Origin of the sequence: Arthrobacter cheniae, from assembly GCF_003602275.1 — a bacterium.
GTDB classification, from domain to species: domain Bacteria; phylum Actinomycetota; class Actinomycetes; order Actinomycetales; family Micrococcaceae; genus Arthrobacter_D; species Arthrobacter_D cheniae.
Genome location: NZ_QZVT01000005.1, coordinates 177,090 through 199,672, shown reverse-complemented (window position 1 = coordinate 199,672; position 22,583 = coordinate 177,090). Strand labels below are relative to the sequence as shown.

Genomic DNA, 22,583 nt, shown 5'->3' with positions numbered 1-22,583 from the left:
TTTGCCGTCCGCCCTGGCGAGCGGACGGCAAGAGTGCCATCTCGTCCGGGTTGCTTCCAGCAGGCCTCCTACACGACCAGCCGGAGCGGGCGTTCCCCCAACTGCACCCTGATTTCCTGGCCCCAGGATGCAGTGAGGCGGTCTTCTTCCATGCCGTCGCCAAAGACCACGAGCCGGTCGGATGCCACAGTGATGCGCAGTATATTGCCTGCCTCCAGCACGCCCTCGGTCAGGGAGGTTCCGGTGATGGGGGAGGGCCAGGCCTCGCGGGCGAACCAAGCGAGTCGACGGTCGGTGGGTGCGGGCAAGGCGCGTCCTCCGCGTTCCAGGGCGATGGAAGCGCACCAGCCCGTGGCACCTGTGCCGGTGGAGATGATTAGGCCCGAAGATGAGTGGCTTTCGGTTCGGCCACCGGGTTCCATGAGGTGGTACCGGGCCGACTGGTGCGAGGCGTGCCCGATGAAGATCTCGTTGAGCCCCGACAGTTCCTGCCCGTCGTCAAGCCGTGCCGTCACCATGGCGAGCTCCTCGCGGTTCAGCCGCTCCGGTCCGGCCAGGGCGGCAACTTCGATGAGCTTTGCTGCCGCGTCGGGCGTGTGCCGGACCAGGACCCCGGCGTTCGCTCTCGGCTCCGGATCGATACCGATGACGGGCTGGCCGTTGAGGTACTTCGCCGCATTGGCCACCAGCCCGTCCTGGCCCACCACGGCGATAATGTCTTCCGATGTGAGCAGGAAGCGGCTGAGGTCTGCGCGCTCCACTTCGGCGTGACGCCACTCGGCAGGAACCGCCGCCCGGACCATCCCCAGAGCGGCGGTGATCCGGTCGTGGCGTTCCTGTACGTCTTGAAGGCCGCGGCCCCGCGTGCGCAGGAAGAATTCGGCCTGGCCGCGGGTGGCGTGCCGGTCCAGGAGTTCCTGAAGTTCGGTCCGCCGGTGGACGATGACGAGACGGGGTTTTGCCATGACGGTTACTACTTTCCGGTGCTGCCGGCGGTTGCAGGGGCTGCACTGGCCGGAACTGTGCCGCCGGCGGGCTCCCGGAACAGCCCGGCAAGTGCCCCGCTCAGCAGGTCCGGGGTGATGGTGAGGTTTCCTATGTCCGGCAGTGACCCGGCTGCCTCGCGTAGGGCCAAAGCCAGCAGGGTGGCCTGTTCCATGCCCTGGTAGACCGCCATGGTGGCGGCCTCACGTGCCGCGGCTGCCTCGCCTACCAGGCGGATCTGGTTCGCTTCGGCGGAGGAGTTGATGCCCTGGCGTTCGGCCGATGCCTGGGCCTCAATGAATCCCGCTGCGGCTTTTTCCTCAGCCGCACGCCGGGCGTTGGCGCCTTCCTGGGCGACCAGGTGTTCGCGCCGGGTGGCCAGTTCGATCTGACTTGCCATTTCGTTTTCGGAGATGGTCCGTTCGCGTTCGACGGCGACGGCCCGGCGTTCGTAGACGGCCCGGTCCGCTTCCGCTTGGAGCTGTTCCCGGACCGGCGTTTGGAGTGCCCTCTCGACGTCGGACTCTGGCCGGATGGCCAGGACCTGCACCCCGAGGATCTCGATGCCGGTGGACAGGAGCCGGGTGTCCGCGCGCAGAGCTTCGGTGAGAACGGCGCGGAGCTGACTGACGCCACGCTCCAGGGCCTGAGCAAGCGTGGTGGTGGCGATCTGGTCGATTGCGTGGCTTTGACAGAGCTGGCCGATGATCGTGGCCACCTGTTCCCTCCCGCCCGCAGGCCCCGCACCGGCCAGTTGGAGGCCGAAGTCGAGCCGACTGGAGACAGCCACGGGGTCGATGAAGCGGTAGGTCACGTTTGCCTGGACGCTAACGTCCTGGTGGTCACGGGTAATGGCGTGGAAGAGCGTGGGCAGTTCCTGGTCATCGACGGGAATCTCACTGAGCACTGAGTTGGCGGGACGGTACCAGAATGCCTGACCGACTCCCTGGTGCCGGACCGAGCCTTTTTGGAGGTGGACGACGTACCCAGTGGGGCTGCCCAGGAAGTGGCTGATCCAGGGGTAGCGTGTGATGCTGGCCATGGGATTCTCCTAAACCTTGATGTTCTCGTCAGGTTGACGATAACTGACGATAGGCTTCCGTTCGAGTTATTGTCAAGGTGACGATAAATGCCTACGATGAGTCCATGCCTGAATCCCGCACGGTGCCCGCGCGCTTCCCGGTGACGGTTGACGTCGTCGCCCTGACCGTGGCCGATGACGCCATGAATGTCCTGCTCATCACCCGGCTCCTCGAACCGTTCCGCGGCCGGCTCGCCCTGCCCGGCGGATTCGTGTTGCCCGGCGAAGACCTGATCACTGCGGCGGCCCGCGAACTGGCGGAGGAAACCGGCGTCGAGCACGTCCCGGGGCATTTGGAGCAACTGGGGAGCTACGGCCCGAAGGGGCGCGATCCGCGTGGGGATGTGCTGACGGTGGCCCACCTGCTGCTCGCTCCCAACTTCCCGGTTTTGTCCGCGGGGAGCGATGCCAAACATGCCGCTTGGTATCCTGTCCACCAGGTTTTGGATGGCGGATTGCGACTCGCTTTCGACCATGAGCGGATCCTCGCTGACGCTGTGGAACGGGCGAAATCAAAGCTCGAATATTCGCCGTTGGGGGCGGTCTTCTGTGACAAAGAATTCACTGTTGCCCAGCTCCGGGCCGTGTACGAGGCCGTGTGGGGTACGCGCCTGGACCCCCGGAATTTTCACCGCAAGGCCACAGGAACGTCTGGTTTCCTGGAAGACACAGGGCGCGTTACTACAGGCGACGCCGGACGTCCTGCGGCGCTTTTCCGGCTGGCGCCGGCAGCCCGTCCGGCTCCGGGTCAGCCAACGCGCGCTGTGCTCAACCCACCCCTCATGCGCCCGCCTCCCTGACACCCATGTAAGCATGACTGGGACGAGCTGAAAGAGGTTCACCGCTGTAAGCGCGCCTTTTGCTGCCCCGATCCTTATGGCAAGACTGCATCTCACCATTCCAGAGGAAGTTCGGGCACAAGGACCATCTAACTTGTCGACGACGATGAGGTCCAGCGAGACCATTGAGGCGGTGTATATGGGCGGGAGAGGGATGGTAGACCCTCTACACGCAGCCCCCGGTTTCCTGATATCAGCTAGGTCGCAGTCGGCTGAAAGGGTGGCTCGTTCGGTTTCTTCACAGGACCGACGGGACGGGCGGGTCTTTTAGGCTGAGGATTACGCCGCCTTGATGGGTGTCGTGCTGTTCGAGGATGCCGCGGCTTGATTTTCGCGGGCGAGGAAGGCCGAGAGCTCACCGATGGTGCTCATCAGCGGGGCAGGGAAGACGACTGTGGTGTTCTTGTCGACACCGATTTCGACCAGGGACTGCAGGTTCCTGAGCTGCAGGGCCAGCGGGTGAGCCATCATGGTGTCGGAGGCGTCTCCAAGGGCTGCTGCGGCGATCGCCTCACCTTCAGCGGCGATGATCTTAGCCCTCTTTTCGCGTTCGGCTTCAGCCTGGCGGGCCATGGCCCGTTTCATGGTGTCGGGCAGCTGGATGTCCTTCAGTTCCACCAGGGTGACTTCGACGCCCCATTCGATGGTGAGGACGTCGAGGATTTCCCGGATGTCGAGGTTGATCCGCTCGGTTTCGGAGAGTGTCTGGTCCAGGGTGTGTCGGCCGACGACTTTCCGCAACGTCGTCTGAGCGATCTGGTTGATGGCCGCGGCCACGTTTTCGATCGCAACCACGGACTTTTCGGCGTCGACCACCCTGTAGTACGCGACAGCGGACACGTCGACGCTTACGTTGTCCTGAGTGATGATGCCCTGGGACTGGATCGGCATGGTCACGATCCTCAGGCTCACCAACGGCAGCCGGTCGATGACCGGGATGATCAGCCGCAGCCCGGGATCCCTGACTCCGATGACCCTGCCGAGTCGGAACAGCACGCCCTTCTCGTATTGACGCACGATGTGAATCGACAGCTTCGCACCGATGAGCAGCAGTAGGACGAGGACGAGGGCAACGACAATGGTGGTGGGGTCCATCAGGATCCCCTCCTGATTTCCTTGAGCGGAACCCGCCGACGCCGGGTCGGCGCCGTGACAGGTGTCCTTTCTCTATCGTCCCACCAATGATCGGAAATGAGCCTTGACCCCGTGGTCGGACTTGGGCCGCAGGCGCTACTGAGGCTGACCACATGAAAACGCATGGGGAGTCCAGTCACAAGCGGAACCCGCGAACATACACCGCAGTCCGAAGCATCGCGCGGAGCCGAAATCTTCCATGCGTCACGCGCCTCCGAGGGCGAGCTCGAGGCTGCCCAGGAGTCGGTCAGCTCCTACAGGCCTGGTTAACGTCGGGCGGTTCATCTACTTGGGTGATGCCCACAGGCTCCTCCCGCCCACGACCAGAAAGCAATGAAGTCGGCACCTGACGGCAAGCTGCAGATCTTGGTCGCGAAGGAGGATGTATTGCGGATTCTCCAGCAGGAACGCTCGTGCCGCTTTCCATTGAGGGTTGACGCTGAGCCGGCGCTGCTAAGCGCTGCGCATGATTCGTTGCATCAAAATTCGGTTTGACCCGCCGCCGTGGAACTTCTGATGGCCGGTTACGCACGTGAGGTGAAGGCACTGATGGTCCAGAGTGTGAATGATGGATGCGGTCAACGTCAGGTCGGGGTGCGCTGATGTTGCCAGGTGATCGTGGTGGCACTCCCAACACTCGGATCGGGTGCTTTCGATGCGCCCTACCTATGAGGCGAGGCGTAAAGCAGGTAGTCACTACTCGTGTGGCGCGTGCGAGATGTGCTCACTGTTAACAGAGACACCGTAGTGACAGCCGAGTCTCGGGGAGCAGATGTGGCAATGGAACAGAACAACATCATGACGACGAACCTTCTGACAGTTGCGGAGATAGCCGCTCAGATGCGGGTGTCGAAGATGACGGTCTACCGTTTGGTGCAGTCCGGAGCACTTACCGGGATCCGGTTCGGCCGTTCCTACCGGGTATCGGAAACGTCTGTGCAGCAATATCTGGAATCGGTTAATTCAGGCCACTGATTTACTGCCCGTCCGGTTTCCGCAATCAGTAAAGCTCCTATGCCTGGTCTCCGGGAGTATGTGGCTGAAGAACCCCTCGCTATTGAGCAGTTCCGCCTATACCATCAGGGCGGGTGCGATCCGTGGGGGACTTCGCACCCTTGCCGGGATGACGGCCCAAACTTCTTTCGCCCCCGAAGGCGTCCAGAAGGGTCTGGCATGACGGAATCATTCGAGCTATTTCATGAAGCGGACAAGCTCTTCGGTTTCAGGCTGAAAGACCCCGATGAGGCAGTTTTGGCGGTGTCCGTACTGTTCCCGGACAAAGCATCAGCAGTAGAGGGTATCGGGGCTGTCCGCGAATGCGCTGGAATGGGTTTGATTACAGATCTTTGCCCCGCAGACCCGGTTTTCGCGTCGGTGCGTGCTACGGTGCCCTCACGGCCTTCCGCCCCCAAACCGGGGGTTCTGTTTGTTGGAACAGGCGGGCCGGTTCCGGACTCAGCCGGGACAGGAAACAAGGGAATAGCCATGTCGATGAAATTGCCTTCTTTTCCAGCGTCCTCCAACAACCGATCTCCTGTTGACCTTGCACTTGGTATGCCCTCGCGGAACAGCGGTCCGGGACTGATCGGGCAAGATTCAGGCATCATCGATGTGGTGCTCCCTGGCCTTAGACCGGAGCGCAGCCATTTACCGGATCAGCGTCGCGAACAACCCGCGGCTCAGCACGGACAGGCGGGAACAGCGCCGAGTGAACATACGATCGCCCTGAAATCCCTCGCTGGGCTCCCGGTCAGCACCGACAAGGAGCCGCGCCCGACGCCTTGGTCCACGGTCCGCCTGCTCGCTGAAAGTTCCACTCCGTCAGCATTGCGGCGCGTTTCGCGGATCGAGGAGCTCCTGGAGGGCAGGATGCTCCTGACCGCTTTCCAGCCTATTTACGAACTGTCCACCTGCTCTACTGTCGGCGTCGAAGCGTTTACCCGGTTCGTCAGCGACGGGAGTGATACCGCCGACTACTGGTTCGCGGAGGCCGTGGAGGCGAAGCTTGGACGCGAACTCGAGTTCGCTGCCCTGGAATTCGCACTTGCATCGGCGCAGCACCTGCCGCCTCACCTCTATGTGGCGTTGAAACTGTCTCCGGCGACCTGCTTGGACCCCCTGCTGCCGGGCTTGCTCGAGGAATCCATGCTGGCACCTGAACGCATGGTTTTGGAACTCACCCAATCCCTTACCGAGCAGCAGGCCGCCGCACTGATTCTTGCGCTGGTACCCCTGCGACAGCGCGGAATCCGGCTCGCGATCGATCATGCTGGTTCCTACTTCGACTCGATCCGGCACATCAGAGGGCTCCAAGCAGACATCATTAAATTGGACCGTGGCGTTATCGCCGGAATCGATACAGACACCCTTCGCCATGCCTTCGGCGAGGCCATGGTCGGCTTTGCTGAGCAGCTCGGAGCAGCGCTTGTCGCCGAAGGAATCGAAACTGCTGAGGAGCTTGCAGCGGTTGCAGCACTTGGGGTATCAGCCGTGCAGGGTTATTTTCTCGGCAGGCTTACCGCCCGCCCCCAGGACTGGACTCAGTGGAGTCCCGCCGCTCCCTCGCAGTCGATACCGAACACTCCGGCGATACCGTCAATCTGGTACTGATTCCAATAGGACACCAGGGCTCTGCCACCCATGAGCGGTTTCCGGTCGCCAAAATTCGCTGATCGGGCATGCGGTGGAGATTTCGAGACTGTGAAGCAACCGTGATTTCGACTTTTCCTGCAGCCGACTTTGTTCGCATTCCAAATGAAGGGGCAGGAGAACACCAGCTCATATCCCACCGATGAAATCTACGCCCGGTTGAGATGGAGGTGACAACGGCAATATCGAGATACGCCCGGCCAACAGCCGATCCGCAGGCGGACCTCATAATTTTTATAGCAGCGATCGTTCAATGAGCACTTCAGTCACCCATGATGTACTCATCGCGGCGATACGCTGCCTACTACATGAGGAGCACCGATGTTTCGAGGATTTGCAACCATAAGCTTCTATGCCGACGATCTGGCCGCAGCGGGAAGCTGGTACGCGGAACTGCTGGGCGATCAGCCCTACTACGCCTTCCCCGAGCCTCCGTCGGCACCTGCATACATCGAATTCAGGGTTGGGGACGATGAGGACGAACTCGGCCTCATCGACCGCCGCTACGCTCCCTCTGGTGCTGCGGGGAGTGCCGGAGGTGCTGTGATGTCGTGGCATGTCGATGACCTCACAGCCACCATGGACAAGCTACTTGCCATGGGTGCCACCGAGTACGAACCGATCACTAAGCGCGGCGAGGGCGGATTCGTCACCGCGTCAGTTGTTGACCCATTTGGCAACGTCCTAGGCATCATGCACAATCCGCACTATCTCCAGATGCTCGCCGCCAGGGCAAAAACATGATCGCCGCAACTAGCGCGCGCATCTGGATCGCGCGCAAGAGTGGGCTCACCGACCGACTACCCTGCTAGTCAAGTCGCGTCGTGGCCGAGCGGGGGTGTCCAACAGGCCCAGGGTTCAGGCCAAACCAGCAGCTATCTAGGTCAGCCAGTGCCACCACCGTGAAGGTTCGGGGTCGGACTGAGGTTCGGGCGCCGGTCCCGCACCCAGGGCTCGGGCGGCCTCGTCGAGGTCGTCCGTCGTGAGTGTCATCACCTCGTCACGATCGAGAGTGTCGAGGTTCCGGTCTTCGTCGAGCGAGAGCCGCAGTGCCTGCCGGTTGAGCGCCTGCTCGAAGAGCGTGCGGGCAAAACGCGCGTTGCCTGAGTCCTCGCCGGCGTGAATTCCGGAAAGGATACGGCGCAGCATCTCATCCGCGCCCGGCTCCAAGGTGTACTCGTGCTGGACCAGCATCTGGTTGAAGATCGTCTGGAGCGCGTCGACTGAGTAGTCGGGAAAGGTGATCTCGCGTGCGAACCGGGAACGCAGGCCGGGGTTCGAGAGCAGAAATGCCTCCATTAGCTGTGGGTAGCCGGCTACGATCACCACAAGGCGGTGCCGGTGATCCTCCATCCGTTTCAGCAGGACCTCGATGGCCTCGGGGCCGAAGTCCATCCGGCCGTCCTCGGGGGACAACGCATATGCCTCGTCGATGAACAGAACGCCGTCGAGCGCCCGCCGAATGACGCGATCAGTTTTGATCGCGGTGGCGCCGACGTACTGTCCCACCAGGCCTGACCTGTCAACCTCAACCAGATGGCCCTTCTGCAGCAGGCCAACCGCGCGGTACATCTCGGCCAGGAGCCGCGCGACGGTGGTTTTGCCCGTGCCCGGGTTCCCCAGAAACACCAGATGTTGGGACGTAGCCACCTCTGGAAGGCCGTGCGCCTTGCGGCGAGCCTGGACCTGTAGCAAGGCGACGAGGGCCCGCACCTGTTCCTTCACGGTTTCCAGCCCTACCAGAGCGTCGAGTTCGGCCTGCACCTCGGAGAGTGGCCGGGCCGGCCCTGGACGCCCACCGAAAAGATCACCGACCAGGTCGTCGACCCGTTCCGAACCTGGCAGTTTGAGCTGCTCCGTGAGATGACTGAGTGTTTCGCGCAGATCCTCGAGTGGGTTGCGGCTGGCAGCCATGCGTTCCTCCTGGGGAGACTGTTGGGCCGCGAGTGGGTGATTCGCGGGGGTTCATCGGGCGTGCTGGGGGAGCATTGCCTTCTGGTGCGCGCGTCGCAACTGTAGTACTCCGGCCTACGCACTGACAGGGTGGTACAGGCTACGTGCGCAACTTGACGCCGAAAGATGCTGAAGCACCCGCGGAAACATGATGATTGTTCTCATGCAGCCGACCGGGCCCCTTCGCACATGGGTGTGAAGCAGTTCGTAGCTGTCCCTATAGGGTTTTTACGCGCCGACCGTTTCGGCAGGGAAATCTATCCTTCCCCGGTTTCGGCCCACGGACCGTCGCCGGCTCCTTCCCGGCAGGTCCGAAACACCAGGGGAGCGATGTGCCCTCACCCATCCGATGGATGCCGTTGCAGGCGCCGATGAGTGAGTTGATGATCTCGGGCAGGGGATGCGCGACCGGTAGGTTCGCGAGTGGCCAGCGTTCGAGGTCCGGTAGCCACGTGGTAGCACCGGCACTTGTGCACATGCGGTCGAAATCGCGATCGAGTCCGGAGAAGGTGCCTTGCGGAAGGTGGGGTACTAGCGCTTCGATGTCCTTCAGGGTGACGCCGGTCAGGTAGACGGCATCCTCAAACCGGTCGCGCCTTCGGAATTTCGCGCGGGGTTCAGCTCGAGCAAATGCCGGCGCTGTGATGCGGATAGCTTCGGCGTCTTACCTCGCAGCTGACCTTTGGCTACTGCCGGACCCTCACGTGTTCTCATACGGATGAGGTCGGCTTCGGACTCAGCGATCATGCCAGGGACGTTGAGAAGAAGATGCTCAGCGAGATCGGTGGGGCCGTAGACGCTGGCGCTCCGGCTCAGCGAGCGTCTGGGAGAGAACGTGCGAGGTGGTCGAATGTGGCGACAACGAGGGTGTGACCTCTCCTGACTGCTGCCATCGCTTCGCGAAGACCCGAGCGAGAATGAATTGCCCGGTCCGTCTGTGGTCGTTGTCGATGTCATCGAGTGCTACGCCGAGGGCTACCAAGCAATTGCGCTGAGCGGTGGTGTCTCGCCGATGCACGCGCATGGTCAATCTTCATCGAAACAGTGTTGACGTCGACGCGCCCTCAGCGCGCATATCATCGTGCGGGTCCTGCATGCGTTGACTTTCCTAGCAGCCCTTCGGACCAACGGTTGTTAACCTTCCGACGCAAATCGTCACGCTCGGTAACAACCGGTCACGGTCATTAATAGACGTGTTCCTGCCCCTATCGCTCTCTACTGTGAGAAAGGGATACGGGCCGATTCCTCATTTCGAGGACCTGATGAAGTACAACGACGATTTCCGGACCCAGTTGAAGAAATCGAGACTTTCGGCACTTATGTCATCCCGATCGCAGGGGAGCTTGGGGCCGAACTGGAGCGTAAGAGCACGGGATTGCGTCCCGTGTCGCTCGAACGAGAACCATCGCGACGCCGGTAGCCGCTGGCATCGTGAATGGGGCTCCACATCAAACAAACCGAAAGGTAAGAACGTGACAATTACGGATTCATCGACAACAGGTTTTACGAATCGATGGCGGAACGCAGAGGCTCCTCAAAGTAGCATCGGGTGGATCGCGCGGGCGCAGGAAGTCGCTGATATTCTGGCGTCGGACGCACTGGAACGCGATCGTGCAAATGAGACCCCGCATGCAGAGGTGCAGCTGCTCAAGGACTCTGGTCTCGTGACCCTGCTCGGACCCCAGGAGCACGGCGGCGCGGGAGAGAGTTGGGACACCGCATACAAGGTCATCCGGGCCGTCGCACGCGGTGATGGTTCGATCGGTCAGGTGCTCGGCTACCACTATTTGTGGGCATGGGCGGCACGCCTCGTCGCGACGGACGAGCAGATTGCAGCTGTCGAGGAGCTCTACACGAGCAACAACTTTGTCTTCGGAGGCGCCGTCAACCCGCGCGACTCCGACCTCACTATCCGGGAAGAGGGCGGCGAGCTCGTCTACTCGGGAAACAAGTCGTTCTCCACTGGAGGGCAGATCTCCGATCTCACCGTACTCGAGGGCGTTCTGGAGGGAACCGAAACTCACATCTTCGCGATTGTCCCGACCGCGCAAGAGGGGATCATCTTCGCTGACAATTGGGACAGCCTGGGCCAGCGTCTTACCGAATCCGGCTCGGTCGAAATCCGTGACGTTCGTGTCCCATGGGCCGCGGCCGCAGGGTTCGTCGAGAAACAATTCAATCCGCTCGTCTACAACACCCTCAACGTTCCCACCATCCAGCTCGTCTTCGCGAACTTCTACCTCGGCATCGCCCAAGGCGCACTTGCCGCCGCCTCCGCCTACACCCGCACGACAACACGCGCATGGCCGTACGGCGGCGACAACAAGCAGCACGCGAGTGAAGAGTGGTACCTCCTCGAAGGCTACGGCGAACTGCAGTCCAAGCTCTGGGCCGACGAAGCGCTCCTTGACGCCGCCGGTGCGGAGATCAGCGCAGTGCTCCATGCGCCCCGGGAGGACCTCACCCAACGCCAACGCGGTGAGCTCGCGGTCCGGATTGCCGCCGGAAAGCTACGTATAGTCGACGATGGCCTGGAGATCGCGACGAAGGTGTACGAACTTACCGGCGCCCGCGCCTCCGCAAGCCACGTCGGCCTCGACATCTTCTGGCGCAACCTCCGCACCCACAGCCTCCACGATCCGATCGCCTACAAGAAGCGTGAGGTCGGCGAGTACGTCCTGCTCAACCAGATCCCGGAACCCACCTGGTACACCTGATTCACCATCTGACGAATTCACTAACACCGCTGAGATGATCGCCGTCGCTCCCCGTGCAGAATCCACACCCCCTGCCCGCACGGGGACTGGATCCCAGCAGCTACCCTTGTTGAACGGGCAGCCTCCTCCGTGGATCGCACTTCAGGCGTTGTCCCTCCGCGGTGTGTTTGATCGTCATGAGTTACCGCTGGGGTAGGGACCGTCCTGACGCTCACCGATAATGGCGGCCATGGTGCCGATGGTGGTGTTGGCGTCGGTGGCGAGGTCGATCAGGTGGTTCATGGCCGCCTGCCGATCCAGATCAAAGCGTTCCATGAGGATGCCGCGGGCGACTCCGATCGTGTCCCGATCGGCGAGGGATGCATTGACGTCGTCGCTGATGCGTTGCGGTGTGTCGCTGGCCTGGATGTGTCCCAGGAGGGCTGCGGCAGATCGTGCAAGGTTCATCAGCAGGCGCCGGTCCTCGTCGGTGAAGGCGTCGACGGTGGTGGAGTAGACCTTCATCGCCCCGAGTCCTGTCGGCCTGTTCAGCAGGGGCACGCTCAGACACGAGCGGATACCGAGCGCGGCCACTGCGGACGTCCATTTCTGGAACCGGTCATCGGTGTGGGTGTCGGCGATGTAGGTCGGCTCACCGGTGGACCAGGCGCTCATGCAGGGTCCTTGACCGAATTCGTATTGTAGGTTGTCGGCTTCGAGGACGTCAGGGTTGGTGGCTCCGACGCTGGTGCGGGTGCCGTCCGTGTCGATGATGCTCACGCCGGCGCCCTCGGCGGAGGTGATGATGTCCCGGGCGATCCCTGCGAGCCCGTCGACGGCGTCGTGGGCGGTCTGCTCGGTGAGGAGGTATCCGTTGCTACGGCCGAAAATCGCCAGGAGTTCGCGAGCAGGTGATGAGCCGGGCGTTGGGGAGGTGGGTGTGGTGTTCACGGTAGGCCTTCAGCTGTCCGAGGCAGAGGTGTCACCCCCGCGGGTAGGAGGCTGGAGGCTCAACCCCGATAGACCTCGCTCGCGCAACATCTACTTCTCACTGTACTGCTGCCGCCCCGGCGGCAGGAGATTATTCACCAGCCATGTCTTCGGAACCATGACCTCCGAAGCAATGCCCTCCCGGGGGCGTGATGGTCGGGTTCAGTAGTCGAAATGGGCGGTGGGTGGTTCCTGCCCGATGGAGAGCAGGACCGAGGCGGCGATGTCACTGAGTTTCGTGTTCCGGCTGCTCGACGCGGATCTCAGGATGGTCATCGCGGCGTCGTGGCTGCACCGGCTTTGCCCCATGATGATGCCGGTTGCGATCTGGATCGTTGCCCGGCTGTCCATCGCCAGCCGAAGGTTCTTCGCGGCGTCGGAGAAGTGAGCGATCCGCACCGCGGTCCGTAGTGCCCGTGATGCTTCCCCGGCAAGACCTAAGGCATCTTGTACGCTGTTCGAGTCGAACTCGCCGGGCCGTGTCGAGTACAGGTCAAGGGCCGCCGCCGCAGCCCCGTCGAGCTGGATGGGAACCCCGAGCGCGGACCGGATTCCGGTATGCAGGATGCTGGTGGTGTACTGACCGAAGCGTGTATCGCTCCAGAAGTCCTCGACCACGCACGGTTCCTGGTATCTGGCGGCCCGCAGGCACGGCCCGTCGTCGTACCTGGTCTGAATCTCATCCATCGCTATGGCTTCCGGGCTGCTACCGGTCATCGTCGACTGCATCCGCGGCCGCACCAGCAGGACCGCGCAATGGATGTCAGCGCCCGGGGCGGAGAAGACGGCCGCCGCACGCTCAGAAATCTCCTTCAGGAACACGGCGATGTCGGGACTGTCCAGAACCAGGTCCTGAAGCTCGTCAGAGATCGACCCCGCCCCTACACTCACTGAACCAGCATCGTCGGCAGCAATGGGAAAACCATGATTGGCGGCTTGATCGGTGGTGGGGCGGGACCGTGCTTTATCGGGTGTCGACATGGCGTGTCAGCTTTCGTGACCGAACACCCCATCGTTCCTGGTGCGTGTTCGGCGTGTCGTGCGAATGGCGCTAATCCAGGGGCGGAGTGTGCACGAATTCGGCTTTGAGGCGTTCAGGGAGATCATCGATCAGTTCATTCAGGGCCAGAGCGACGGTGTTCCGTTCGCCCTGCGGCAGGAAATACATGCCGTGCAGGTAGGCGTCCAACTCGACGACCCCGAGGTAACCGCCGATACCGTAGTAGTGGACCCACAGGTCGTCGGCGCTGAGATCAGCGCGGAGTGCTGCAAGCCAGGTGCTGTGTTGCTGGGTCCGTGCGGTCATTCGGGTGCCTGCTTAGGCTTTGACCGGGAAACGATTCATGCCCGTGCTCTTCAAAACACCACTGGAGAACCGGAATAGCCCCAGACAGGCACGTACTATAAGCAACCTTACCTTCTGGTCTGAGCCCTGCCGCGCCTCCTCTGCCGAGAAACCCTTCGCTCGTGGGAAGTGACCAGACCTGTACGGGAGCTCTGCCAGGACCAGCCATCGAAAGCCTTACTGCAGCTATGCGCTGTGCCGCCGCTTTCGGGCCAGTGACATGAGGAGCCACATGGCACCAATCACGATCAGCGAAAGCGGGATCGCGCCAGGCTCACTGTCTGCATGGATCTGCGCAATCATGAGCACCGAGCCGAGCACGATAAGAAGTGCCGGTACTAGTGTCTTCATCTCTCAACCCTTCACACTTTCCTGAATCTTCGTTTGCTCCCCCGGGACTGTCATGTGACTGGGGTGGCAAAGGAGCGGCGGCGCGGCACCTCCTTGCATACATCGGTAACTGCGTTCGTTTATGACCGCGCAGTCATCCGCAGGGGCGAACGTGCTGGGTTTCTGAGCGACATCTGCTGGTTCAATCCCGAAACCGTTCTCGAGGTGATCGATGAGTTCCTGTTGCGTGCCGCGTCTACCGTGTAGGTAATCATAAAAGAGCACTGGAGGTATCTGATGGCACGAGAATTGGTGTGGACTGGATTCACGACGGTGGATGGGGTGGTGGATTCGCCCGGCGGCGTTGAAGAGGGGCACCGCAATGGCGGGTGGGTTTTCAGCACCGAGTTCCTACCCGAGGCTTTTGCTTTGAAAGGCGAAGAACTGGAGGAGACGACAGCCCTCATGTTCGGACGTCGGAGCTATGAGGCGTTCGCTCCGATCTGGGTCGGATCAGAGGATCATGCAGCGTATAAGGACCTTCCCAAGTACGTCGTCTCTACGACTCTTGACGAGGACGCGCTCATCGAAGGGTGGGGCCCATTGAGTGTCCTGCGTTCCTTGGAAGACGTTGCGGCACTCAAGCAAGGCGAGGGTGGCGCGATCTTCATTCACGGCAGTCCTGAACTCGCGCGGACCCTCGCCGACGCGAACCTCATCGACCGGTACAACCTGCTGGTGTTTCCGGTACTGCTCGGCACAGGCAAGAGAGTCTTCAGCACGGAGGACAGGGACCGGCAGCAGCTCCGCCTGCGCGAGTCGGAGACTTACGCCAACGGTGTCGTCAAGGCCATCTACGACGTAGTCCACTGAGATCAGTGCAGCACGCAGGGTGCACGGCATAGGGGGCCAAGAGTGCCTTAGTGGGCGCGCAGCAGGATCTAAGGAGCCTGCTGTTCGCCCACGGCTGCCTGCAGCAGCTTGATCGTTTTCGGGCCTACGCCGTGCAGCTTGGATAGTTCATTGAGGTCGGCGCCTTTCAGGTCGTCCATGGTCAGTACGCCATGTTGTGCGAGGGCTCTCGTCGCAGGAGCGCCAATCCTGGGAAGAGGGACGGCAGTAGTCATTGTGCGGGCCTCCTCAGCTGGAAAGGGTGTGGGCGTCATCGTGGCATAGCGCTGATCGCCAGGGCTTGTCGGTGTCGGTGCCGGTGTCGAGTCGCAGCTCCAGCCCACGGGACAGGTGGATTCTCTGTCGTGCGTCCTTGGTCCGGGCGCCTGCTGCGATGGCGAGTTTGTCCGCGATGACCTTCGGATTCACCGCTGGCCGGCCGAAGCAAGTGGCGTTCTGCTCAGAGGCGGCGATGCCTGCGTTGATGCGTTCGACGATGAGCTCCCGCTCGTACTCAGCGAGGGTAGCGAGCATGTGGAGCATCAGCCGACCCGTCGACGTCGCACAAACACATCATGCCTGTCGACCCCTGCTGCGACCATCGCGTCGAGCTGCAACTGTGCGTCCTGGCTCGAAGTGCTGACCCTGGTGTGTCCAAGATGCCTCATCCCGCTATTGTGACTCGCAAACCTCAGGAGCGAGCACTTCTAAGACGGGGTGCAGTGAGGCTAGTTTCCGAGACAGGAAGAGGCCTGCGATTCCGGATGCATTTCTTTCGATGTCACGCAGGCGGCTGATCTTCTGATCTGGCAGGTTGAGGAGCTTTTGGAGAACAAGAGCGTGTTCATGTTGCACCAGGACCAAGTTGCGCGAAGTGAGTGGGGGCAAATGACGGCAGGAACTGAACGCCGCTACTCGATCGAAGGACCGTCTCGCTTGGTGGGCGTCGGAATTGGCTGGCTCTGGGCGCATCGAAACAACCGAAGTAGCTGATGCTCAGAACCATGGAATGAAACCTTGATACCAAGGAACCCGATTCGTTGACTCTTCCACCAAACGGGTCGTTGATTTGCTTCGTCGTCGGTTTCCGCTGCCGAGTGCGAGGACTATCCAGTACGCCCCGAGGCCGGACGTTACAGCAAGGAAGACCCAATCCCAGACGTCTCCCTTACCGTCGGTAAGTCGAGTGATGAGCGCGATGCTGATCAAGAACGCCCCCAGGGATCCTACGATGAGAGGTCCATTGCCATAGGTGATCTTTTCCATTTTCTTCTCTCATCTGTCGAAGATCCTGCAGGACACCGAAGCTCTACTTCTTATCTGGATCAGCCAGGACACCGAGTAGATAGGCTGCCTGGCAGACAATCGCGGTTGCCACGGCAGCCAAAGTGCCCGCCTGCAGCCACTCCTCGCCACTCGGCATGTTGCTGAACAACGCGAAGCGAACGGCAAGTAGCACGAGCCAGACAGCCGCACCGAAGATCGCAAGGAGTCGCCAGAGTGTAGCCGTGGCAGTGATCCCCACCGCGGATACACGGCCGTTGGCATCACTGTCGTACGGGAACTTGCTGTTCAGCAAGTATGCGATCAGGCATCCAACAGCTAGCCCTGCGAACGTCAGTGACGTTCCTGTCAAAAGCCACGGACCCGGGAACTCGTTCGGCATTAGATTCATCATCCCCATCTTTTCGACTTTGAAGGACGCGCTTCATGGCAGGGTAGCTTGTGGATGAACTTCGAGGTGAAGAACTGAACCGCTGAATCAAGCCCAACCGGCCCTGTCGGTATGGCGATCCATGCGCGCCCGACCGCCAACCTTCACACTTCGGGGCGGTACGGAGCCCAAAGCCGCTTTTTTCGAACATGCCCATTGGGTTTCACCGAGTACACATGGGCGTAGGGTTTGTGGGTCTCAGGGGCCTCCAGTGACCCCCGCAGACCCAGGATGGCCATGACAACGGTGACGACTTGCGGCAGGAAGCCGGGGCCGAACGCGCCATGGACTACCAGCTCGGTGGCGCTGACTTCCTCGAAAGGCATGCGTCGTGCGACCGCTCGTGCGCGGATCCGCTTGAGTTTCGGATGCAGCTTCCCTACTGTCAGCGCGTCATCGCTCATGCCAGCAGCGATAGCCGGACGGAAGAAGGGCACCTCCGGCCTCGAGCCAAAAAGTGTTGAAAACGGGTTATTACCGCTCATCGGCCGGCGACTTCCGTAGGACTCAACAGCCTGACCCGTACCATGTGAACCCATGGAACTACGTCTCCTTTCCGAGTCCGATAAGGACCAGGCACTACTCGCACACAAGGAACTGGCCGCTGAACAGTTCGATTTCCTTCTAAGCGACGATGCCGCCGTCGACTGGTCAGAGTTTCTCAAAAAGGTCGAGGACATACGACAAGGCCAGAACCTTCCCGAGGAGCACGTCCCTGCCACTTTTCTCATCGCGGAGGTGGACGGAGACCTCGTGGGGCGAGTGTCGATCCGCCACAAGCTAACTCCCGTGCTGCGGACCGTCGGCGGGCACATCGGGTACGCCGTTCGCCCTCAGTTCAGGCGCCGCGGCTACGCCCAGCAGATGTTGAAACATGCCCTCGTCGAAGCAAAACGACTCAGGATCGATGACGTACTGGTGACCTGCGACGCAGACAACCTGGGGTCCAAGACAACTATCGAAAGGTGCGGAGGAGTCCTCGAGGCGCGACGGGCGGTCGGTGGGCCCACGGCGACTACGCTCCGCTACTGGATCACAACCTAAGCGCCGCCCGCACCTTGCCCAGCGTCGGGCTGAGGGATGGGTCCCATGTTGCTCCTCGGCGGAGTTTCGTCCTCGAAGACGAACCAGCAGATGCTGTTCCTGCGGCTTTGGTCCTCGAGGACAAGGGGGCGGAGATGATCCGGAATCTGCTGACGCTGCCAGTCGCGCTCAGCACGTCCGGCGTCCCGCTCCTGAGCGCGGGGCACTGCAGCTGCAGCAGCCTTAATGGCATAAGCGGCCGCCCCCAGGTCGTGCTCGGGAACGTGGGCGACACAGGCCGCCTGACCGGCTGCGTAGGCCGCGAACCGTGGAGCACCACGCAAAGGACGCGCAGCGCCCATCGAGTGTCCTCCGGTTGCACGGGTGACCATCATCTTCGCTTCGCCACGCGCCCAGGCTCGTGCCGCTTCAATCGCAGCACGAGGCCGGTCATCGTCACGGTATGAATTCTCGAACAGCCCCAGAACATGCTCGGCGCAGGTAGCTGCCCACAATGCCAGGAGCTGATGATCAGCATCGGCCAGCAGACCACCGCGCCGAATGGACACAAGCCGAGGATCGCGAACAGCAGGAAGGATCATGAGCCTGTTTCTTACTCCTCACTCGTCCCGGGCGGCAACACACCACTCTGCTAGTGGGCGCCGTAGAGGATTCTTTAGTGAGTCAGTAGCCGCGCTTGTCGGTGATCAACGTGTCGGGAAAGACGGCGAGCTCTCGGTTGCTTAGCCCGAGCTGCAGCATCGGCGCGAGATTGACATGAGCGTAGAGCTCAATGGACGTCTCGTTCACTTCCCAGAGCGCCGACCGGTTTCCCTCGCCCTGATCTGATTCGTCAGTAGCTTTCCCATAGGCGTCAGTAACGCTGGCCCGCACGACGTCGAACGCGAGGCCGGCAAGTACGCGGGAATCCTGTGTGCCTGGATAAAAGAAAAATCCAAGGAAGTGCAACTTGCCGGCTAGCGCCGCCCATGAACCGTTATCCATCGATACCCCTGGCACGAGGAGTGAACCGCGAAAAGAGTCCGGCAGGTCATCCTGATGCTCGAACAACAGTCCTGGCGTGCAACCGATGGTGGCGAAGTACGCATTGAACTGGTCTGGATCCTCAGGCCACCGTCCTCTGACCACCTTGTTGATCAAGCTCAGGATCACGCTGGGATCAGGGTCGAGTGATTGGGGCGCCTTTTGAACCATGCCTGCACCCTATGCCTCGCTCGAGGATGAGAGCCTCTTCTGCTGCCCGGAAGCTGATCCTGAACCGTGCGTTTCAGGCACTCCACCGTGGCACGGGGAGGACCGTCGTTAGAAGCGAGCTATCGCTTCTTCCAGTGTCCTGTGCCCTTGTGCTTCAAATTTGGTGTCACCGACGACGAAAGCCCACACGGCTGTGCCGACAGCTTCTCGCAGTAGGTCAATCGGCCACACCCGATCGTTTCTAGGATCCGGCCCGTACCCGTTCAGGAACGCTTCCTCCAACAGGGGAATTTCCTTCCACTGCTGGGTAGCGAGACGGCAGAAGTCCGTGGCTGCCGGCCGAAGATCGAACCGACCAAAATCGATCACCTGGAGCCAGTTCCCGTCCCGTAGCCAGTTTCGCGGCTGCCAGTCGCCGTGGGTCGGTACAACAACAACTGGTGCTGGCTGATACGACCCCAGGATTTGGCGTGCCGCCGCCTCGACCACACCGCACGGGGCCGGATCGCGCCCACGATGTTCTCGTACTGGGAAGACTGATGACGTCAACCCGCTCGTCCGGTGAGGGAACCGAGGCCCAGGTAGAAGAGCTTTGAGCGTCACCACGGGTAATCCGACATGCAAACTTTTGTGCAGCCCGCGAACCCTACCGAAGGCAGGTGCTAGGTTCGGTGGGGGATTGATGGGCGGGTGGTTCCGTCGGCTCATGAAGATGTGGGGGTCGGGCATAATCATCGCTATGGGCCAGGCTCGTATTGGTGCAGGCGTGGTGGTTCTGGAAACGGATCGGCTGGTGCTTCGGCGCTGGCTCGTGTCGGATGCCGCGTTGCAGCGCAAGCTCTGGACGGAGCGCGATCCTCGCGTGCCTCCGCGTCGTCGGATCGATGCAGATGGCCGCCCCACACTGAACGACCTTGAGAACAGAATCCGTCGTGGTGATCCTGATGCTTCCTCGGGACTTCTGGCCATAGAGCAACGAGATCGTGGTGCTGTCATCGGGTCCTGCGGTCTGATTGCAAATGACCACGGGCAGGACGGCGAACCAGAACTGGCTTACGAGCTTCTCCGCGCGGTTCGGGGTCAGGGGTATGCGACCGAGGCATCGCTGGCAGTAGTGAGCTGGGCTGAGGAGTTGGGCTACCGGCGACTGTGGGCCACCGTTCGAGAATGGAATACTGCTTCTCGCTGTGTGTTGACCAAGCTCGGATTCGTCGAGACCACACGAGTGGAACGGGACCCCATCCACGGGAACTCGCTGTTTTACATGAAGGACTTCAGCGGGGCGAATAGCACGGCATCCGTAAATGGAAGAAATGCCCCGCAACGTTCAGGAAGCTCCCAGATGCAGTCCGGGGCCAGTTTCTGAACGCCGTACACGACGCCGGCTACGGCCGTTCGTCTCCCTAGTCCCTGTGCCCAGCGGCGCGAGGGGCCGATCACGAACCCGAGCTCCTTCTCACCTGAGTTAGAGCCGTGAAGATCCACGTACCCGACCAACTCACCCTCGACGTTCTCAACTGCCAACCGATCAGCTCAGCGAGTTATCGACTTGCCGTATCCGGAAGTCGTTCACAGCGGTCAGCGAGCCTGCAGTCCACCCGGCCTGCTGCCAGGAAATTCGTCCTCGGCCCAGTCGACCCAAGGGCATCGGCGTCCTCACGCTGCAGAGGTCGCAGATACAGCGCAGGGGAGCTCATGCCCCAACCAATCGGTTCAGGTGATGCCGGCCTGACAGACTCTGGTGATGGACCTCCCCGAGATCGCTGGCCGGTGGCCTGCTATCAACCCTGCCTATGGGAACGTGACGTTACGTGCGTTCCGCCCTGAGGACGCCACCATGGCCATGGATCTCTCCCGAGATCCATACGTCCCGACGACGGGGACTCTTCCCCTTAATGCGACACCTCACCAGGCACAGCAGTGGATACATCGACAGCAGACCCGGCACACGGCTGGCACAGGATTCTCGTTCGCCGTCGTCGATAACACCGAAGGACGCTGCGCGGGATTCACCGGTCTGTGGGTGCGCAAGCTCCACAGCGGCCGGGCGACGATCGGCTACGGCATCGCTCCATCCTCCAGGGGCCGACATCTTGCGTCTGATGCACTTCGCGCCGTCGAACCATTCGCCTGGACGATCCCCGAGCTTCATCGACTCGAGCTCTACATCGAGCCTTGGAACACAGCTTCCATCAGGACAGCGGAACGAGCCGGGTACCTCCGAGAGGGTCTGCTCAGGTCCCACCAGGAGATTTCCGGTCAGCGACGGGACATGCTGCTGTACTCCACCGTGCGCGACTAAGTCAGCGATAACGCTCGGCACTCAAGCACGGGCGATAACCAGCCAGCCCCGGCCGGGAGCGTATGGCAGGTCCCGGACCTCGGTGTCAGTGAAGCCCGCCTCCGACAATGAGCGTTCAAGCGCTTCCCGGCTGCGGAAGCGGAGCGTGGACGTGGATTCGATGCGCTCACCATCAGCTAGAAAAATTGTCGGGGATTCAAACGTGACAAGCTCTCCATCGACTCGCGTGACTTGTACCCAGTCCTCCACCGGCCCCTCGCCCTCGATATCGACGACCTGATGAGTGAGTTCCTTGGTCCACCGCTCCCAGGCCCGATCAGAAGGCACACGGCTTTCGAACGCCAGGTGACCCCCGGGACGCAGGCAGGTGCGGATTGCTCGCAGGTTGGCAACCCATTCCTCGTCGTCCAGGAACACCTGCGCGACATTGGCCGTCATCGTGGCAAGGTCGTACTGCTGCCGGTGAGCGGGATCAGCCCCTGCATCTGAGGCAATCCCCACTACCCACGTCACGCGGTCTGCGCCGGCCTTGGTCCGGGCGACGTCGATGGATGCTCCGGCAGGGTCTACGCCCAGCACGCGCAGGCCGCGCTCCGTCACCAGCCGGGAGCAGAAGGTCCCCGTGCCGCAACCCACGTCCAGGACCGCCGTCGCCTCGAACTCAGCGACGAGGTTCATATAGGTGTCCAGGTCGCTACGGTCAGGATCGAGAGGGTCATCCATGCGGGCAACCCGCGGGTGATCAAAGATAGCGTCAGGCATCACACAGACGGTACTCCACGCCGCGAGGACCGCGGCTACTCACCTCGGCCGCACGGAGCATGAACGGTGGACGGCCCTCCATTGATGCGCCGGCCGGGAGATATGGTTTGATCTGCGAAAGTTGAAGTCATGACTTCACGGATTCGACTCGTTGCATCTGGTGATGACGAAGCGTTGACCGAGTTGCAAGTACGCAACCGTGACTTCCTGGCACCGTGGGATCCCGTCCGAAATGATGATTACTTCACTGTGTCAGGTCAGCGAGCCGACATCGAAGGAGCACTTGCCCGGCATGAGCGGGGCGAGGCAATGCCCTGGGTAATTCTGACTGATGACGGTGAGATCGCCGGTCGATTGACGCTCAGCGGCATCGTCCGCGGTCCGTTCCAGTCGTGCAGCATGGGGTACTGGCTGGCGGAGGATCAGACAGGTAAGGGTTTAGCCACAGAGGCTGTCCGAGCAGCGGTCATATTCGCTTTCACCAAGCTGGAACTTCACCGAGTGCAGGCCGAGACCTTGATCGAGAATGTTGCATCTCGAAGCGTCTTGGCCAAGACAGGCTTCGAACAGTACGGACTCGCACCCAGGTACTTGAAGATTGCAGGTAGCTGGAAGGATCACCTCGTGTTCCAGCGCTTGAACGACAGCGTCCGGTGAAGGTCGGCTAAGGCGCAG

At 61.4% G+C, this 22,583-nt stretch carries 26 protein-coding genes and 1 pseudogene; 10 read left to right on the top strand and 17 right to left on the bottom strand.

What is annotated here, in order from left to right:
- Window positions 1-68: 68 nt before the first annotated feature.
- Together D6T63_RS11235 and D6T63_RS11230 are read right to left on the bottom strand one after the other, a co-directional pair.
- Window positions 69-965: an NAD(+)/NADH kinase gene (locus D6T63_RS11235; RefSeq protein ID WP_120149131.1), complete on the bottom strand. Its 897-nt coding sequence runs from the start codon at window positions 963-965 to the stop codon at window positions 69-71.
- 8 nt (window positions 966-973) lie between these two features.
- Entirely contained in the window at window positions 974-2,026 is a 1,053-nt protein-coding gene (locus D6T63_RS11230; RefSeq protein WP_120149130.1) for an SPFH domain-containing protein, read from the bottom strand.
- A 104-nt stretch (window positions 2,027-2,130) separates the two neighbouring features.
- On the opposite strand from D6T63_RS11230, the gene D6T63_RS11225 reads away from it, so the two are divergent.
- On the top strand, window positions 2,131-2,865 hold the full coding sequence (locus D6T63_RS11225) for an NUDIX hydrolase (protein WP_182976966.1): 735 nt from the start codon (window positions 2,131-2,133) through the stop codon (window positions 2,863-2,865).
- 318 nt (window positions 2,866-3,183) lie between these two features.
- On the opposite strand, the gene D6T63_RS11220 is transcribed toward D6T63_RS11225, so the two are convergent.
- On the bottom strand, window positions 3,184-3,999 hold the full coding sequence (locus D6T63_RS11220) for a slipin family protein (RefSeq protein ID WP_120149128.1): 816 nt from the start codon (window positions 3,997-3,999) through the stop codon (window positions 3,184-3,186).
- Between the two features lie 819 nt (window positions 4,000-4,818).
- Here D6T63_RS11220 and D6T63_RS11215 point away from each other — a divergent pair.
- From D6T63_RS11215 to D6T63_RS11205, 3 genes are all read left to right on the top strand, one after another.
- Window positions 4,819-5,013 carry a helix-turn-helix domain-containing protein gene (locus D6T63_RS11215; protein WP_120149127.1) on the top strand — a complete coding sequence of 65 codons (195 nt, stop codon included), beginning with the start codon at window positions 4,819-4,821 and terminating at the stop codon, window positions 5,011-5,013.
- A 198-nt stretch (window positions 5,014-5,211) separates the two neighbouring features.
- A complete protein-coding gene (locus D6T63_RS11210; RefSeq protein ID WP_182976965.1) occupies window positions 5,212-6,648 on the top strand; it encodes an EAL domain-containing protein in 1,437 nt (478 codons plus the stop codon).
- Between the two features lie 360 nt (window positions 6,649-7,008).
- Window positions 7,009-7,431 (top strand): VOC family protein, encoded by a 423-nt coding sequence (locus D6T63_RS11205; protein WP_120149125.1) that lies wholly within the window; start codon window positions 7,009-7,011, stop codon window positions 7,429-7,431.
- A gap of 135 nt (window positions 7,432-7,566) precedes the next feature.
- On the opposite strand, the gene D6T63_RS11200 is transcribed toward D6T63_RS11205, so the two are convergent.
- Entirely contained in the window at window positions 7,567-8,601 is a 1,035-nt protein-coding gene (locus D6T63_RS11200; RefSeq protein WP_120149124.1) for an AAA family ATPase, read from the bottom strand.
- Window positions 8,602-9,452: 851 nt separating this feature from the next.
- Entirely contained in the window at window positions 9,453-9,533 is an 81-nt protein-coding gene (locus tag D6T63_RS20230; RefSeq protein ID WP_407923741.1) for a hypothetical protein, read from the bottom strand.
- 579 nt (window positions 9,534-10,112) lie between these two features.
- Here D6T63_RS20230 and D6T63_RS11195 point away from each other — a divergent pair.
- Window positions 10,113-11,357, top strand: coding sequence for an acyl-CoA dehydrogenase family protein (locus D6T63_RS11195; protein ID WP_220725924.1), 1,245 nt, complete (start codon window positions 10,113-10,115; stop codon window positions 11,355-11,357).
- Between the two features lie 174 nt (window positions 11,358-11,531).
- Here the strand turns inward: D6T63_RS11195 and D6T63_RS11190 are convergent, their stop codons facing one another.
- The 4 genes from D6T63_RS11190 to D6T63_RS18935 all read right to left on the bottom strand — a co-directional run bounded on the left by D6T63_RS11190 (window position 11,532) and on the right by D6T63_RS18935 (window position 14,022).
- Window positions 11,532-12,287, bottom strand: coding sequence for a GAF domain-containing protein (locus tag D6T63_RS11190; RefSeq protein WP_120149123.1), 756 nt, complete (start codon window positions 12,285-12,287; stop codon window positions 11,532-11,534).
- 201 nt (window positions 12,288-12,488) lie between these two features.
- Window positions 12,489-13,217 carry a GAF and ANTAR domain-containing protein gene (locus tag D6T63_RS11185; protein ID WP_182976964.1) on the bottom strand — a complete coding sequence of 243 codons (729 nt, stop codon included), beginning with the start codon at window positions 13,215-13,217 and terminating at the stop codon, window positions 12,489-12,491.
- Between the two features lie 160 nt (window positions 13,218-13,377).
- Window positions 13,378-13,632: a hypothetical protein gene (locus D6T63_RS11180; RefSeq protein WP_120149121.1), complete on the bottom strand. Its 255-nt coding sequence runs from the start codon at window positions 13,630-13,632 to the stop codon at window positions 13,378-13,380.
- A 225-nt stretch (window positions 13,633-13,857) separates the two neighbouring features.
- Window positions 13,858-14,022 carry a transmembrane 9 family protein gene (locus D6T63_RS18935; RefSeq protein WP_147394355.1) on the bottom strand — a complete coding sequence of 55 codons (165 nt, stop codon included), beginning with the start codon at window positions 14,020-14,022 and terminating at the stop codon, window positions 13,858-13,860.
- Window positions 14,023-14,298: 276 nt separating this feature from the next.
- Between D6T63_RS18935 and D6T63_RS11175 the strand changes: the two genes are divergently transcribed.
- Window positions 14,299-14,874 (top strand): dihydrofolate reductase family protein, encoded by a 576-nt coding sequence (locus D6T63_RS11175; RefSeq protein WP_120149120.1) that lies wholly within the window; start codon window positions 14,299-14,301, stop codon window positions 14,872-14,874.
- Window positions 14,875-14,942: 68 nt separating this feature from the next.
- Here D6T63_RS11175 and D6T63_RS11170 read toward each other — a convergent pair whose 3' ends face one another.
- The 4 genes and pseudogenes from D6T63_RS11170 to D6T63_RS11155 form a co-directional block, all read right to left on the bottom strand.
- Window positions 14,943-15,128: a helix-hairpin-helix domain-containing protein gene (locus tag D6T63_RS11170; RefSeq protein ID WP_120149119.1), complete on the bottom strand. Its 186-nt coding sequence runs from the start codon at window positions 15,126-15,128 to the stop codon at window positions 14,943-14,945.
- A 35-nt stretch (window positions 15,129-15,163) separates the two neighbouring features.
- Window positions 15,164-15,560: pseudogene (locus D6T63_RS11165) on the bottom strand (recombinase family protein).
- A 641-nt stretch (window positions 15,561-16,201) separates the two neighbouring features.
- Window positions 16,202-16,576 carry a hypothetical protein gene (locus tag D6T63_RS11160; protein WP_120149118.1) on the bottom strand — a complete coding sequence of 125 codons (375 nt, stop codon included), beginning with the start codon at window positions 16,574-16,576 and terminating at the stop codon, window positions 16,202-16,204.
- 134 nt (window positions 16,577-16,710) lie between these two features.
- Complete coding sequence (locus tag D6T63_RS11155; RefSeq protein ID WP_120149117.1) at window positions 16,711-17,091, bottom strand: hypothetical protein; 381 nt, start codon at window positions 17,089-17,091, stop codon at window positions 16,711-16,713.
- Window positions 17,092-17,143: 52 nt separating this feature from the next.
- Here D6T63_RS11155 and D6T63_RS11150 point away from each other — a divergent pair, with 52 nt between their 5' ends.
- Entirely contained in the window at window positions 17,144-17,650 is a 507-nt protein-coding gene (locus D6T63_RS11150) for a GNAT family N-acetyltransferase (RefSeq protein ID WP_120149116.1), read from the top strand.
- Here D6T63_RS11150 and D6T63_RS19800 read toward each other — a convergent pair.
- From D6T63_RS19800 to D6T63_RS11135, 3 genes are all read right to left on the bottom strand, one after another.
- The gene (locus D6T63_RS19800) at window positions 17,647-18,231 is read right to left on the bottom strand and encodes a putative immunity protein (RefSeq protein ID WP_328588671.1); all 585 of its coding nucleotides are present in this window, start codon (window positions 18,229-18,231) and stop codon (window positions 17,647-17,649) included. The genes D6T63_RS11150 and D6T63_RS19800 overlap by 4 nt on opposite strands.
- A gap of 82 nt (window positions 18,232-18,313) precedes the next feature.
- Window positions 18,314-18,844, bottom strand: coding sequence for a hypothetical protein (locus tag D6T63_RS11140; protein ID WP_120149115.1), 531 nt, complete (start codon window positions 18,842-18,844; stop codon window positions 18,314-18,316).
- Window positions 18,845-18,952: 108 nt separating this feature from the next.
- Window positions 18,953-19,552, bottom strand: coding sequence for a phosphotransferase family protein (locus tag D6T63_RS11135; RefSeq protein WP_235830713.1), 600 nt, complete (start codon window positions 19,550-19,552; stop codon window positions 18,953-18,955).
- A 31-nt stretch (window positions 19,553-19,583) separates the two neighbouring features.
- Here D6T63_RS11135 and D6T63_RS11130 point away from each other — a divergent pair, with 31 nt between their 5' ends.
- Both D6T63_RS11130 and D6T63_RS11125 read left to right on the top strand, forming a co-directional pair.
- Complete coding sequence (locus D6T63_RS11130) at window positions 19,584-20,210, top strand: GNAT family N-acetyltransferase (protein WP_220725923.1); 627 nt, start codon at window positions 19,584-19,586, stop codon at window positions 20,208-20,210.
- Window positions 20,211-20,588: 378 nt separating this feature from the next.
- A complete protein-coding gene (locus tag D6T63_RS11125; protein ID WP_120149113.1) occupies window positions 20,589-21,146 on the top strand; it encodes a GNAT family N-acetyltransferase in 558 nt (185 codons plus the stop codon).
- 21 nt (window positions 21,147-21,167) lie between these two features.
- Here D6T63_RS11125 and D6T63_RS11120 read toward each other — a convergent pair whose 3' ends face one another.
- Window positions 21,168-21,908: a class I SAM-dependent methyltransferase gene (locus D6T63_RS11120; RefSeq protein ID WP_120149112.1), complete on the bottom strand. Its 741-nt coding sequence runs from the start codon at window positions 21,906-21,908 to the stop codon at window positions 21,168-21,170.
- Window positions 21,909-22,037: 129 nt separating this feature from the next.
- Here D6T63_RS11120 and D6T63_RS11115 point away from each other — a divergent pair, with 129 nt between their 5' ends.
- The gene (locus D6T63_RS11115; protein WP_120149111.1) at window positions 22,038-22,565 is read left to right on the top strand and encodes a GNAT family N-acetyltransferase; all 528 of its coding nucleotides are present in this window, start codon (window positions 22,038-22,040) and stop codon (window positions 22,563-22,565) included.
- The last annotated feature ends 18 nt before the right edge of the window (window positions 22,566-22,583 follow it).